Origin of the sequence: Mesorhizobium sp. L-8-10 (genome assembly GCF_016756635.1) — a bacterium.
Lineage (GTDB): Bacteria > Pseudomonadota > Alphaproteobacteria > Rhizobiales > Rhizobiaceae.
The window spans coordinates 4,453,368-4,466,568 of record NZ_AP023263.1 but is presented as its reverse complement, the minus strand read 5'-3'; the positions used below and the strand labels follow the sequence as shown (position 1 = coordinate 4,466,568).

General features: G+C 64.4%; 11 protein-coding genes and 1 pseudogene. 4 read left to right on the top strand and 8 right to left on the bottom strand.

Translation table 11 applies throughout. The annotated features are described in order from the left end of the window. Positions 1-32 precede the first annotated feature (32 nt). From JN280_RS20580 to JN280_RS20570, 3 genes are read left to right on the top strand one after another with little or no spacing between them, the layout of a single operon-like run. Complete coding sequence (locus JN280_RS20580) at positions 33-1,280, top strand: multidrug effflux MFS transporter (RefSeq protein ID WP_202304704.1); 1,248 nt, start codon at positions 33-35, stop codon at positions 1,278-1,280. Between the two features lie 11 nt (positions 1,281-1,291). Next, positions 1,292-2,596: a beta-ketoacyl-ACP synthase II gene (fabF, locus tag JN280_RS20575; RefSeq protein ID WP_202304702.1), complete on the top strand. Its 1,305-nt coding sequence runs from the start codon at positions 1,292-1,294 to the stop codon at positions 2,594-2,596. Next, positions 2,589-4,082 carry an adenylate/guanylate cyclase domain-containing protein gene (locus tag JN280_RS20570; RefSeq protein WP_244741822.1) on the top strand — a complete coding sequence of 498 codons (1,494 nt, stop codon included), beginning with the start codon at positions 2,589-2,591 and terminating at the stop codon, positions 4,080-4,082. Before fabF ends, JN280_RS20570 begins: the two co-directional genes overlap by 8 nt. Here the strand turns inward: JN280_RS20570 and JN280_RS20565 are convergent. The 5 genes and pseudogenes from JN280_RS20565 to JN280_RS20545 form a co-directional block, all read right to left on the bottom strand. Next, positions 3,989-4,704, bottom strand: a pseudogene (locus JN280_RS20565) (B3/B4 domain-containing protein). The gene JN280_RS20570 and the pseudogene JN280_RS20565 sit on opposite strands and share 94 nt — an antisense overlap. A 4-nt stretch (positions 4,705-4,708) precedes the next feature. Beyond that, on the bottom strand, positions 4,709-5,632 hold the full coding sequence (locus tag JN280_RS20560; protein WP_202304697.1) for a DMT family transporter: 924 nt from the start codon (positions 5,630-5,632) through the stop codon (positions 4,709-4,711). Between the two features lie 84 nt (positions 5,633-5,716). Next, on the bottom strand, positions 5,717-6,523 hold the full coding sequence (locus JN280_RS20555) for an AraC family transcriptional regulator (RefSeq protein ID WP_202304696.1): 807 nt from the start codon (positions 6,521-6,523) through the stop codon (positions 5,717-5,719). Between the two features lie 84 nt (positions 6,524-6,607). Then, positions 6,608-7,249, bottom strand: a complete 642-nt coding sequence (locus JN280_RS20550; protein ID WP_202304694.1) for an alpha/beta hydrolase — start codon at positions 7,247-7,249, stop codon at positions 6,608-6,610. 67 nt (positions 7,250-7,316) lie between these two features. Next, positions 7,317-8,288 carry a ring-cleaving dioxygenase gene (locus tag JN280_RS20545; RefSeq protein WP_202304692.1) on the bottom strand — a complete coding sequence of 324 codons (972 nt, stop codon included), beginning with the start codon at positions 8,286-8,288 and terminating at the stop codon, positions 7,317-7,319. A gap of 428 nt (positions 8,289-8,716) precedes the next feature. Here JN280_RS20545 and JN280_RS20540 point away from each other — a divergent pair, with 428 nt between their 5' ends. Further along, positions 8,717-9,355, top strand: coding sequence for a TetR/AcrR family transcriptional regulator (locus tag JN280_RS20540; protein WP_202304690.1), 639 nt, complete (start codon positions 8,717-8,719; stop codon positions 9,353-9,355). Between the two features lie 46 nt (positions 9,356-9,401). On the opposite strand, the gene JN280_RS20535 is transcribed toward JN280_RS20540, so the two are convergent. Genes JN280_RS20535 through JN280_RS20525 form a run of 3 tightly spaced genes read right to left on the bottom strand, consistent with a single transcriptional unit; the run spans position 9,402 to position 13,193 of the window. Then, entirely contained in the window at positions 9,402-10,283 is an 882-nt protein-coding gene (locus JN280_RS20535) for an intradiol ring-cleavage dioxygenase (RefSeq protein ID WP_202304688.1), read from the bottom strand. A gap of 19 nt (positions 10,284-10,302) precedes the next feature. After that, positions 10,303-12,081: an FAD-dependent oxidoreductase gene (locus tag JN280_RS20530; RefSeq protein ID WP_202304678.1), complete on the bottom strand. Its 1,779-nt coding sequence runs from the start codon at positions 12,079-12,081 to the stop codon at positions 10,303-10,305. After that, positions 12,081-13,193 (bottom strand): branched-chain amino acid ABC transporter permease, encoded by a 1,113-nt coding sequence (locus JN280_RS20525; RefSeq protein WP_202304676.1) that lies wholly within the window; start codon positions 13,191-13,193, stop codon positions 12,081-12,083. Before JN280_RS20525 ends, JN280_RS20530 begins: the two co-directional genes overlap by 1 nt. Positions 13,194-13,201: the final 8 nt, after the last annotated feature.

The following is a 13,201-nucleotide window of genomic DNA, read 5'->3' as shown; positions in this document are numbered from 1 at the left end:
TCTGAGTTGCGCGCGCAGGTCAGGAAGCCGTGATGTCCATACTTTCGATCACGAACTCCTCGTCTGCCCAGCGCCGTCTGACTGGGGGCATCCTATTCCTGCTCGCCGGGCTGGCTGCGCTCGGCGCACTTGCCACCAACATTATCCTTCCTTCGTTTCCACGGATCGGCACCAGCCTTGGCGTTTCTTCCCAAGGACTCGGCCTGACGTTGAGTAGCTTCTTCGTTGCCTTCGCGTTCGGGCAGCTTCTGGTCGGCCCGCTTTCGGATCGCTTCGGCCGCAAATGGCTGGTGCTGGGCGGGCTAGCGATCTTTGTCGCCGGAAGCGTCCTTTGTGCCGCCGCCGACAACCTGACCTTCCTGATCCTTGGCCGGGTCATTCAGGCGCTCGGGGCTTGTGCCGCCTCGGTCCTGTCGCGCGCCATCGCTCGCGATCTATTCGATGGCGAAGCGCTCGCGCGGGCTCTTGCGCTGACCATGATCGCGATGGCCGCCGCGCCGGGCTTTTCGCCTCTACTCGGAAGCGCGCTCGACAGCCTGTTCGGTTGGCGGATCACCTTCCTCGTCGTCGCAGTGTTCGGCGTGGCGCTCGCGCTGCACTATTCGACGAGCGTCGGCGAAACTCACCCGGTCGACAGAAGGGCGTCCCTCGCGGCTTCGGACGTCGCATCCGCATATGGTCGCCTGGTCGTCGACCAGCGCTTTCTTCTTCCCGCTCTTTCAGTGAGCCTCGTCATTGGCGGGCTTTACACCTTCTTTGCTGCGGCGCCCGCCGTCCTGATGAGCGAACTGGGCCTTACCTCCTTCCAACTCGGACTATCCTTCGCGACGACAGTTCTGATCGTCTTTGCGGCTGGGTTTCTCGCGCCACGCCTGGCTCATCGCTGGGGTCAGCGTACCGCCGGCACGGTCGGCCTCTTCATTGCGCTTGCTGGCGGCCTCATTATGTTCGCGTTTGCCGCGGCGCCGGCCTTCATGCCCTTCACCCTGGCCATCGCGCTGTATCTTCTCGGTATGGGATTGATCAACCCGCTGGGTACCGCAATCGCGCTTCACCCCTTTGGACGGCAGGCCGGGCTGGCATCCGCGCTGCTCGGCTTCCTCCAGATGGGCTGCGCGGCCATCGGCGCGTCGTTCGCAAGCGTCCTGCCTCTTCAGCCGTCTGCTTCTCTTGCTGTCATCCTGACCACGGCCTCGGTGCTTGCCCTTCTGGTCTTTCTCCCTGTCGCGCTGCGCCAGCCTAAGGCGGAGATGGCGACGCCGGCGGCGCACCCGAACTGATTGGAGAATAGATGCGACGGATTGTTGTTACAGGCATGGGCGCAGTCACGCCCCTCGCTGCAAATGTCGAAGCGTCCTGGTCGCGTCTCCTGGCTGGCCGCTCGGGCATCCGGAGGCTTTCGGATGACGTGGTGGGAGACCTGCCGGCGAAGGTTGGCGGGGTGGTTCCCTCCTTGGAAGAAGACCGCGACGCCGGCTTCGATCCGAATACCGTCTTTGCGCCGAAGGACCAGCGCAAGGCGGACCGCTTCATCCTCTTCGGGCTCGCGGCGGCAGAAGAGGCGCTTGCGCAGGCAAAATGGGTGCCCGTCTCGGAGGCGGATCGCTTGCGCACAGCCACGATCATCGCCTCGGGCATCGGCGGCTTTCCCGCCATAACCGAGGCCGTACGCACAGTGGACACGCGCGGCGTCCGCCGTCTATCGCCGTTCACGATACCGTCCTTCCTGGTGAACCTTGCGGCGGGCCACGTCTCGATCCGCTACGGGTTGAAAGGTCCGCTCGGCGCACCTGTGACAGCATGTGCGGCCGGCATCCAGGCGATCGGCGACGCGGCTCGTCTTATCCGCGCCGATGAAGCCGACATCGCGGTGTGCGGCGGAACGGAAGCATGCATGAATATCGTCAGTCTAGGCGGTTTTGCCGCGGCACGATCTCTTTCCACGGGGTTCAATGAGGCACCTGATCAGGCCTCGCGACCCTTCGACATGTCGCGGGACGGCTTCGTCATGGGCGAAGGCGCCGGCATCCTGGTCATCGAGGAATTGGGCCACGCGCTGGCGCGCGGCGTAAAACCACTCGCTGAACTCGTCGGCTACGGCACGACAGCGGACGCCCACCACGTCACTTCCGGTCCCGAGGACGGCGACGGTGCCCGCCGGGCCATGGAGATCGCGATCGCCCAAGCCGGCATTTCGCCGCGTGAGATCCGCCACCTCAATGCGCACGCAACTTCCACGCCAGTGGGCGATCTCGGGGAAATCGCGGCGATCAAAGGGGTCTTCGGCATCGATTCCACAGTCGCAGTCAGCGCAACGAAGTCGGCGACCGGACACCTGCTCGGAGCCGCCGGCGGGCTTGGAGCCATCTTCGCAATACTGGCGCTCAGGGATCAGGTGGCGCCACCCACTCTCAATCTGAGCGCTCCCGATCCGGCAGGCGACGGGATCGACTTCGTCCCGAACCAGGCTCGGCCGATGGAGATGGAGTACGCGATCGCCAATGGCTTCGGTTTCGGAGGGGTCAATGCCAGCGCGTTGTTCCGATGCTGGACGGACGGGCTGGCCGATGCCGGCACCGGAGAACCCCGTGACTGATGCCTTGCCTCGGACCGCTCCTGTCTTCAATCCAGCCGGACCTGTGGCGGACGAACGGATACGACAGCGCCAGCGGCTCGGCCTCATGCTCGCCCGTGCCGAACGCGAGGGCGCCAGGCTGCAATACTGGGCGCGCTCGGCGGCGCTCGCGGCCGTCGGTCTCTTCTTCATTCTCTTCGCCGAGTGGAACGCGGCCCTCGCTTTCACGCTCTCAGGCCTGGTTGTCTTTTACCTGCTCGGCTTCTGCCATTACGGGCTGGTGAAGCGGCGGCTCAATCCACCGTGGCTGAGCTTCGTGGTTGGCACACTCGACATCGTGCTGCTCATTTTCCTGATCGTCGGCACAAATCCGTTTGAAGAAACCGAGATGCCGCTGGCGATGCAACTGCGCGAGGGCTCGTTCGCTTATCTCCTGATCTTCGTTTGCCTCGCCGCGCTCACGCTGTCGCCGCGCCTCGCGCTCTGGGTTGGCGTTTCCGCAGCGGCCTCGTGGAGTGCGGCGGTCGTTTGGGTGGTCGCGCAACCGGAGACGCTCGTCGGCGATGCGCGCATGATAGACATGCCGGTCGCCGAGCGGCTCCAGCTCTATTTCGATCCGAGTTTCGTCGACGTCATCGAGCAGAGCACGACCGTCGTGCTCATTCTGATCATCACCGGCATCATCGCCGCGGTCGTGTCGCGCTCGCGGCGGTTGGCGGAGGACTACATCGCGGCCGAGCGGGCGCGGATCAACCTGGCGCGACATTTCTCACCCAACGTCGTCGACGAGCTGGCGTCGACCGACGAACCGTTCGGGCCGGTCCGACGCCAGGAGGTTGCAGTCCTGTTTGCCGACATTGTCGGCTTCACTGCCTATTCGGAGGACCATCCGGCCGAGGAAGTCTTTGCATTGTTGAGGGAGTTCCATCGGCGCATGGAGCAGGTAGTGTTCGATCACGGCGGCACGGTCGACAATTACATCGGCGACTGCATCATGGCGACGTTCGGCGTGCCGCAGCCGGCTGATGACGACGTCGTGAGGGCGCTGCGCTGCGCGCGGGCGATGAGCGCTTCGGTGCGGCAATGGAACGCGCGCCGCGCCGCAGTCGGTCTCGATTCCGTCGACGTGCGGATCGGCTGCCAATACGGGCCGGTCGTGCTCGGCGCCGTCGGCAGCGAGCGCAAGCTGTCGATCGCGGTCGTCGGCGACACCTGCAACGTCGCGAGCAGGCTGCAGGCGCTCTGTCGCGAACTCGACGCGGAGATCTGTTTCGGCAGCGACCTCATCGATGCGGTGCGCAGCATGGGAAACGAGGGAGACGAAAGTGCGCTTGACGGCATTGTCGGCCGCGGTGCGGTGACCGTGCGCGGTCGCGACGAGCCGGTCCATGTCTGGGTTGTTCCTCGGTCCGATCAGGGATGGCGCGGCTTACGCTCGCTTCGTGGAAAGGGTGGCGCAGCGGTTGTCCCGGGCAGTCCAGCGCTTGCGATCGCGACTCCCGTCTGATCCTTCCCGAGGCGTACATCGCCTTGATTTGTAAAGTTCCTTGCATTTCCCGGCAAGGCTGACGCTGCGCAAATCTTGATGGGGACTGGCAATGACCGCCGCCCCGAACATCCTTGAACTAAGGACAGTCCGCGTACTGACTGCTTCGAGCGTCGAGGCTTGATTGTGTAGTTCCATTCAGGATGGAACCAACGCGATGCCCTCCGAAAAGGTCGGTAGGTTTCGCCGCCCGTGGCACGGCGAACCTGTAGGCTGCCGGCGACCCGGGCGATATCGAAGACGGCAATGGGGATAGCGAAAGCAAGCGAAGCAGCGTTGCGGAGGTCGATCAGCGGATGGATGCGCGGCAGCGATCGCTCCTAGCGGAAGCGCCGCAACAACACCTCAAACGCGCATCGATATTGGGTCGGCTTCAGCCCCGTGCGGGAAAAGGCGCGCCGCCAGGCCTGCATCTCGGGGAACTCACCCTCGGAACGGGATGCGATCCGGTTCTCCGCGATGTCGTTGAACCGTTCGATCGCGGCCTCGACGGCCCCTTCCCTGGTAATACCTTCGGCTCGAAGAGCGCCCGGAACGAGTCGGGAAAATCCTCCCAGATGTCGTCGGCATGATGGAAAAGCATGATCCTACCTCGTCTGTGACGACATATCGGGCCGCGTAGCCCTCATCCGTCGCCGGGCCTGGAAGAAACCGGAAAGTCCGGTCGCAAGAACTGCGGCGAGCACGCAACCGACACCGAACATTTCCACCGGCCCCACGGGCTCGCTCAACAGGAGCGCCGCGAGAAACAGCGCCGAAACCGGCGCCAGCGCGGTGAACAGCGAGGCCTCGGCGCCGCTCACCCGAGCAGCTCCGGCATACCAGAAAAGAAAGCCGCCGACGGTCGGAACCAGCGCGTAATAGATGACCGCCCACACAGCCCCGGTGGTCATGGTGATCGCCCAGGGCACCTCCAGACAGGCGGCGACAGCCGCCGTCGCCAGTCCAATCATCGTCATGATGGATGACAGGACAAGCGGCGAGATATCGGTGCGCAGCCGCTTGTTGAGCAGGATGAAGAGGCCCTCGCATACTACCGCCGCCAGGATCAGGACGTTGCCGAACCAATCGCCGCCCTCTCCGCTTCGGACCGTGATGGCGAGCACACCGGCGGCCGCCAGTCCGATCCCCAGCAGCAGGGAGCGTCGGGGACGCTCGCCGAGCACGAGGATGGCGATGGCGGCGGACACGATGGGCAGCGTGCCGATGATGACGCCGGCATGCGCCGCGGAGGTGAAGCGGAGCCCCGAGATCAGCAAGGTGGTATAACCGACGCTTCCGGCCGCAGCCTGCAGGAAGAGAAGCCCCCAATCGCGTCGTGTGAGCTTCGGCCACCATGACGCGGTGAGTCGCATCAGGACCAGGAAGAACGGCAGGGCGATGACGAAACGCAATGCGGTGGCCGTGAAAGGCGGCAAACCGGACGCGATCACCTTGCTCGCGACGACGGTGCTGCCGACCAGCACCATCGCCAGCGAAAGATAGAGATAACCCTCGACCTGCTTCCGCATGAATCGCCGCCTGCTGTTGTCGGAGGCGAAACAAGAGCCCGGCTGACCGGGCGGCGTCTTGAACGGAATTGCAGGCGAGCCGTGTCAGGTCACCGCGTCGGCGTAGACCCCCGGAGAAATGCCGAAGCTGCGCACGAACAGCCGTGTCATGTGGCTCTGGTCGGCAAAGCCGCCGGCTGCGGCGGCCTCGGCGAGCGGCATGCCGCCCGCGATCAGGCTTCGGGCGAGATCGATGCGCCGCTGCATGATATATGCATGCGGCGTGCGGCCCGTAGCCCGCGCGAAACCGCGCAGGACCTGGAACCGGCTGAGACCGCTTTCCCTCGCGAGATCGGCAAGAGTGACCGGCATCGCCGGTGCATCGTCGATGAGCGCACGCGCCCGGCGGATCGCCATCGGCACCGCCCGCGCTGGCTCGCTCATTTCCCCACCGATGAGCCCCGCCAGCAAAGAAAGCAGCAACTCGTCGCAGCGGATCTGCGATGCTCCATCGTCAGGACCCGTCGCCGCTGCGAAGAGGCGCAGGAAAATGTTGGCCGTCGTCCGGCTCGTAATCGCGGGATGATGAAACTCCCGGGTGCCATGAGCGCCGTCGGCGATATCGTCCGCCGCGCCCTGGATCATGGCCGGCTCGAAATAGAGCATGCTCCAGGCCCGGCCATCGTCTCCGATCGGCATGCCGTCATGCACCTCGCCCGGGTTGACCGTGATCGTGTCACCGGGCCCGGCCTCGACCATGCCCCTGCCGCTGAAGGATCGCTGGGCGCCGCGATGGACGACGCCGATGCCATAGTGCTGATGCGAATGCCTGGGAAAGCTGTGGCGCGTCTCCGCGACGATGGCCTCGACCCCGCGCATCCCGCAGCGGATCATCCTGAAGCCTTTCGCCATGTCCTTCCGATCGTGCCGTCCCCTGCGTCGCGCATCGAGAATAGATCGTCCGGCATCGAAGCGGAAGGCATCGGCCACGACACGCTATCTGTCGATAGGTCCCAGCCGCTCGAGGCAGGAACGAAGCATATGGCTGGCGCGGCGGATCTCATCGTCGCTGACGACATGGGCACGGTCCTCATAGATCACCGTGTCGACCATCGCCCCGAAACCCGAAAGGACTGCCGCCGTCTCCCGCACGCGCCAGGCGGGCACCCAGTCGTCGTTCTCGCTTCCCGTGAGCAGAACCGGCACGCCCGGTATGCGCTTCGGCGAACGCCACGTCGTACCGGGTGGCCCGATCAGGCCGCCGGTAAAGAACACTCCGGCCGCGTAGGGTGCCGGACGCAGCATCAGAGTCTGGACTGCGAGGCAAGCGCCTTGCGAGAAGCCGCATATAACCAACCGTTCGACCGGGAAGCCGACCATGCCTACCCTGTCGATCAGCGCATCGATTGCAGAGAGCGCCCTGCCGAGGTCAGGCTGGTTGTCCTCCAGCGGCTCCAGGAAACGGCGGGGATACCAGCTGCCTGCCGGCGCCTCGGGGCAGTAGTAGCGTACACCATCGATGGCCAGAGCTTCTCCAAGATTGGCCATTTCCTCAGGCGTTCGGCCACGACCATGGATCATCACTGCCGCGAGGCGCGCCTCGGACACGGTCGCGCCCGTTTCGAGAACAGGAACCATCGGCTGGTCTCCCGGCGACCCGCGCCGCGCGTCCGGACGGACGCACGGCCGTCGAAGGCCACCCTGGCTACTGGGCCATCGCGCCTTGCGGCACCTTGATCGTTTCGAGTTGCGCTTCGATCTCGGCACGCCGCGGCTCGAACCAGGGTGGCAACAGCAGCTTCTCGCCGAGATGTTCCTTCGGCTCGTCGATGGCGAAGCCGATGTCGCAGGTGGCCACTTCGCACAAGATCCCACCCGGCGAGCGGCAGTAGATCGAGTGGAAGTAGTTGCGGTCCTTGATCTCCGACACGTCGGTGTAGCCGAGCCCTTCGAGATGGAGCTTCACCTCCATCTGCTCCTTTTCCGTCGGCACGGCGAAGGCGACATGGTGGACGATGCCGGGCGCAAACTGCCAGGAGCCCTGCTTCTGGTCGGGCACATGGACCAGATCGACCGTCTTCTGGGCACCGCCCTCATTGATCCGATAGCGGTGATAATTGCCGTCGATGCCGACTTTCTCGAGCCCCAGGCCTTCGGTCAGGAACCGGTCCTGTTCCTCGATGTCGCGCACCGACATGGCCACCGAATGGAAGCCGCGCACGGCCGCGTCGGCCTTGATGTCCTTGGTCGTCCAGCCCTTCGTCTTGTCGTCCTTATCCTCGATCATCTCGAAATCGAGGCCGGCGGGATGCCGGAAATGCAGGGTCTTCTGCCCGAACCGCTCGCCTTCCCCGACGATCTCGGTGTTGTGGCGCTTGAGATGATCCTTCCAGAACGGGATCGAGCCGTGCGGGACGGAATAGCCCGTCGTGTTGATCTGGCCCGAGCCCCGGCGTCCGCTTATCCCCATGCGCGAGAATGGAAAGGTGGTCGAGACCGATCCGATCTCGGCATCGGCATTGGCGTAATAGAGATGGTAGAAGGAGACGGTGCCGTCGAACAGGATCGTCTGCTTGATCATCCGCTGACCGACGACCTGGGTGAAGAAGTCGATGTCCTCCTGCGCGCCCCAGACGCCGCTGGTGACGTGATGCAAACCGTTTACCCGTGCTGCCATGACAATCCTCCCGTGAAAAACGCGGCCGCGACGACCAGAGTGACCAGCGCTCCCGTCGCCGCCCGAAAATTCTGATACGATCGGTACATTATCGAACCATGACCGCGTCCCGCAAGCCCTTCGAGGCGAGATTCGATTGTGCAACGCAGCAGGACGAAAGTCGGATACCGAGCGCCGAAGAAAGGCAGAGCATCGACCGGAGGCAAACGAAGCTCTTTGCATTCTTCCTCCAAAACAATAGCTTATTACCGAATTTGGAATCATCGCGTCAGAACTGGCCGCCTCCAGCCCGTCCTTCCTGTCTGGAAAGTCCGTCAGATATCCGTCGGCGCGGCCTCCAATTAAGCACCGATCGATACAAAACATCTGCTTGAACGGACTCCGCCAAGGGGCTATGACAGCAGTCGAACGGATCTGGAGCCGGCACAATGGCGCGCCCGAAGGAATTCGACCGGGAAAAGGTGCTCGATCGCGCGACGCGGCTGTTCTGGGAGCGCGGCTTCGGCGGCACGTCGATCAGCGACCTCGAGGCCGCGATGGGCATCGGCCGCACGTCGATCTATGCCGCCTTCGGCGCAAAGGAAGACCTGTTCATGGCCGCAATCGACCATTACGACGCGACCTATTCCATCAAGCTGCGCAACGCCTTGAATGCCGGCCTGCCCGTCCGCCAGGCGATCGAACGCTATTTCGAGGAGCTGATGATCGCCTTCGGCGACCCCGATTTGCCGCTCGGCTGCCTGGTCACCAATGTGGCGGTCGAGGGCGACCGGGGCACCACGCGCATGGGCCGTCGCATCGCGGCTTCCATCACACGCGCCGAGGACACGTTCTATCGCATGCTGCGCCAGGCGCAGGTCGAGGGAGCGATCGACCCCCGCGCCGACGTCCGCGCCATCGGCCGCTACCTCGTCGCCTCGACCCACGGCCTGTCTGCGTTGGCCAAGGCCAATTCGGACCTCAATGCCCTGCGCGACGTGGTGGCGGTCATCATGGCGTCGGTCGACACCATGTTTGCCGGCGGCAGCGCGGCGAACGCCAACAAGCCCAGGGCGGCGAACGCCTGACCGACGCCCTGCCTATCGAGCGCAGGCCGGACAAGCCGACGGCGCCCTATGCGGCCCTCGACAGAACGAAGTCGCATTGCGCCTGCCAGAACGGCTGCGAGAACCCGTACTTCGTCATCGCTTCCCTGTCGTCGTTGCGGACGAAGTCCACGATCAGGCTCTCCTTCACGCCGAACACCGCATCGCTGGTCAGATAGGGATCCCCCGGCACGAAATAGTGGGTCGTGATCGGCGAGAACCCCTTGGCGCCGACGATGAAGTGGATATGCGCCGGCCGATAGGGGTGGCGCCCGAGGGCCGCGAGCATCTTGCCCACCGGGCCGTCGTCCGGGATCGGATAGAACTTCGGCTTCGCCGAACGGAACCAGTAGCGCCCGTCCGCATCCGTCGTGAAGATGCCGCGCAGATTCATGTCGGGCTGGATGCCCTTCTGCTGGACGTCGTAGAAGCCCTCGTCATTGGCCTGCCAGACGTCGAGCAGGGCGCCGGCGATCGGCCTGCCCTCCGTATCCGCAACGCGCCCCGTCACAACCATCGGCTCGCCTTTGCCGTCGAGGCAGATATTCGCGCCGTTCTCGATATAGGGCGCCCCCTCCACATGGAACGGCCCCAGGACCGTGGTCTCGGTGGCGCCGGAAGGCTTGCGGTTGTTGATCGTCTCGACCAGCATCGAGACGCCGAGCGTGTCGGAGAGCAGGATGAACTCCTGCCGCCAGTCCGTGCACATATGGCCGGTATCGGTCAGGAACCTGATCCCGGCCATCCACTCCTCATTGGTCGGCTCCACTTCCTTGATGAAGCCGTGCAGATGCTTGATGAGCGAGGTCATCACCCTATAGAGGCGCGGATCGACCTTGTCCGGGTCCATCCGGGCGATCACGGCTTCTTCGGATCTCTCCTCGGAGAAATAGACGGTCTTTTCCGACATGGATTTTCCTTTCCGATAGTCAGGCTGCTTCCTTGACGGCTTTCCCAGTGTTTTTCGCCGCCCTTCCGAGCAGCGCTTCGAGTACCCGGGCGAGCTCGCCCTTCGGATCGGCGGCGCGTTTCTTCGAACGCCAGGCGACGTGGTGGTCGGGTCGCACGAGCAGGCAGCCGGCGTCGCTCACCTCGCGGGCGCGCGCCCAGTCTCCATAGGGATCCTCGATCTCCCGACCCGGTCCGACGACGACGACGCGGATATCGAGTTTCAGCTCCGCCCCGACCTGATTGGCCGCCTCGACCCAGCCCTCACCGCCGATTCCGGTCATGAGCGTGAACCGGCCATGACCGCACAGATCGAGCGAGGAGAGTTTCTGCGTCCCCTTCTCCAGCCAGACATGGGGCAGACGCGCACCGGGAAAGGTCGTGGGCTCGTAACAGAGCTCGGCGTCGCCCTTGAAGCCGGGATCCTTCGAACCGTCCGGCACGACGGCGACGGAAGCGTAGCGCTGGTTCATCTCGACGCCGTGACAGTCGAATTCATAGACCTTGCTGGCGATCGCTTCGCGCAGCTTCCTGCGCTGTTCCTCGCCGGCTGCGCTGTTTTTCTTGCGCGCCTCCATATTGGCCTTCATCTGCTCGGGATCCTTGGTATCGAGCAGGCCGAGGGCCTGGAAGATCGGGCCGAACTCCTCGATCGATTTGTTGGCGCGGTCGACGATCTGCTTGCCGATCGGCGCGCGTTCCTGCTGGTAGCTGTCGAGCAGCGAGGGCGCGGCCTCACCCTTCACCACCATCGCCATCTTCCATGCGAGGTTGAAGGCGTCCTGGATCGAAGTGTTGGAGCCGAGCCCGTTGGACGGCGGATGCCGATGGGTCGCGTCGCCCATGCAGAACACCCGGCCCTTGGAATAGTCGAGCGCATGCATGTGGTTGACGGTCCAGGTCGAGACCGACTTGATCTCGATCGGGATCGTGTCGTCACCGATCAGCGAATAGGCGACGCTCTTGGCGAAGGCATCATCGACCTCGGGCGCGGGCTGGTTGATGTCGTAGCCCCAGACGATCAGCCATTCGTCCCACGGACGCACCATGCGCACGAGGCCCATGCCGATACCGCCGACATTCGAACCCGGCTGCATCACCCAGTAGAGCACGCTCGGACGGTGGGCGACGTAGCGGGACAGGTCGCCCTTGAAGATGATGTTCATCGAGCCGGCGACGCCCATCTTGCCGTTCATCCTGAGGCCGGCATCCTTGGCCACCTGCGAATTGCCGCCGTCGGCGCCGATCAGATATTTCGAGCGGATCTCATATTCCTCGCCGGTCACGCGGTCGCGGACGAGCGAGGTCACGCCGGTCCTGTCCTGCTTGTGCGACAGATATTCAGTGGACAACCTGGCCCGCGTGCCGCGTGCGCAGGCGGCGCCGAACACGATCGGCTCCAGGAAATTCTGCGGCAGGTCCATCATCCGCGTCGGGCTCGCCAGCTGGTGCCGTGCCGCGCTCATCGGATGGGTGCCCCAGGTGCGCAGGCGGCCGAGTTCCTCGCCGGCAAGGCTGGTGCAGAACACGTTGTCGCCCATCAACTCCTGCGGCGCGCCATAGAGCTTGGCATCCTGCTCGAGATCGAGGTCCCGCAGCACTTCCAGGGCGCGCTGGTTGGTTATGTGCGCGCGCGGAGTGTCGGACAGCCAGCGATATTTCGTCACCAGCACGTTGGACACGCCATAGGTGGACAGAAGCGCGGCCATGGTCGAGCCGGCCGGGCCGGAGCCGACCACGAGGACATCGGTTTCGATCATCATTTTCCTCCTGCGATTTCGGATCGGGTGAGCATTTCGAACCGGCGGCGAACCGGAAAGAGGTGAAGGTCGTATCTGTCGGCCAGCGTTCCCCAGAGGCCCTTGGGGAAGAACATCATGACGACGATGGCGAGCGCGCCGAGCAGCATCAGGTACCAGGGCCCGAAGCCGGCAAGCTGATCCTGCAGAGCGAAGAAGACGACCACGCCGACGATCGGTCCCTCGATCGAGCCGATGCCGCCGATGACGACGATGAAGATCACCATCGCGGTCCAGTCGAGCACGGAGAAGGCAGCGTCGGGCGAGATGCGCGCCGTCTGCAGGTAGATCAGCGCGCCGGTCATGCCGGTGCCGAAGGCACAGAGCATATAGACCCAGAGCTTGGTGCGCATGGCGTCGACGCCGACGCTGGAAGCGGCCGGCTCGCTGTCGCGGATGGCAGCGAGCGCCAGTCCCGCGCGCGACCGCAACACGCGGTAGATCAGGAGGACGGTGAAGACCGCCAGCACCAGGGCCAGCCAATAGGTGACGACGTCGCGCGCGGCGGCAGAGCGCAGGTCCAGCCAGTCGGCGACATGCACCACCAGGAAGGAATCATTGGTGGCGCTGCGCGGCAGCGAGGTTCCGGTCCCTCCTCCGAGCGCCTTGTACTGGGCGGCGAGCAGCCGGAAAACTTCCGCCACGACCCAGGTGCCGATCGCGAAATAGGGTCCGCGCAGGCGGAATACCACGAAGGCGGTCGGCATGGCGACAACAGCCGAAACGAGGCCCGCGAGCAGGATGGACAGGACCGGGTCGAGGCCGGGCAGGATGACGAAGGCAAACATCAGGTAAGCGCCAAGGCCGACAAATGCCTGCTGGCCGACCGAAACGAGACCGGCGAAACCGGCGAGCAGGTTCCAGTACTGGGCAAGGCACAGCATGGTCAGCACGAAGAACAGGTCCTGGATGAGCGCGCGCCCGGCCAGGAAGGGTACGGCGAACAGGAACGCCAGGAAGGCAGCGCCGAGAATTGCGGCAATGCGCGAGGCCCTGGTCTGGGTCGCGATGCGATAGCGGCGGGACGCCGGGGCGGTGACCTGTCGAGCCTGTCCTGCGAGGGTTTCAGCCATGGTCCGCC

Bases quoted from the DNA above. Each gene is read 5' to 3' on its own strand.
- JN280_RS20580 (WP_202304704.1), top strand. From the start codon at position 33: ATGTCCATACTTTCGATCACGAACTCCTCGTCTGCCCAGCGCCGTCTG.
- fabF (WP_202304702.1), top strand. From the start codon at position 1,292: ATGCGACGGATTGTTGTTACAGGCATGGGCGCAGTCACGCCCCTCGCT.
- JN280_RS20560 (WP_202304697.1), bottom strand. From the start codon at position 5,632: ATGCGGAAGCAGGTCGAGGGTTATCTCTATCTTTCGCTGGCGATGGTG.
- JN280_RS20555 (WP_202304696.1), bottom strand. From the start codon at position 6,523: ATGGCGAAAGGCTTCAGGATGATCCGCTGCGGGATGCGCGGGGTCGAG.
- JN280_RS20550 (WP_202304694.1), bottom strand. From the start codon at position 7,249: ATGGTTCCTGTTCTCGAAACGGGCGCGACCGTGTCCGAGGCGCGCCTC.
- JN280_RS20545 (WP_202304692.1), bottom strand. From the start codon at position 8,288: ATGGCAGCACGGGTAAACGGTTTGCATCACGTCACCAGCGGCGTCTGG.
- JN280_RS20540 (WP_202304690.1), top strand. From the start codon at position 8,717: ATGGCGCGCCCGAAGGAATTCGACCGGGAAAAGGTGCTCGATCGCGCG.
- JN280_RS20535 (WP_202304688.1), bottom strand. From the start codon at position 10,283: ATGTCGGAAAAGACCGTCTATTTCTCCGAGGAGAGATCCGAAGAAGCC.
- JN280_RS20530 (WP_202304678.1), bottom strand. From the start codon at position 12,081: ATGATCGAAACCGATGTCCTCGTGGTCGGCTCCGGCCCGGCCGGCTCG.
- JN280_RS20525 (WP_202304676.1), bottom strand. From the start codon at position 13,193: ATGGCTGAAACCCTCGCAGGACAGGCTCGACAGGTCACCGCCCCGGCG.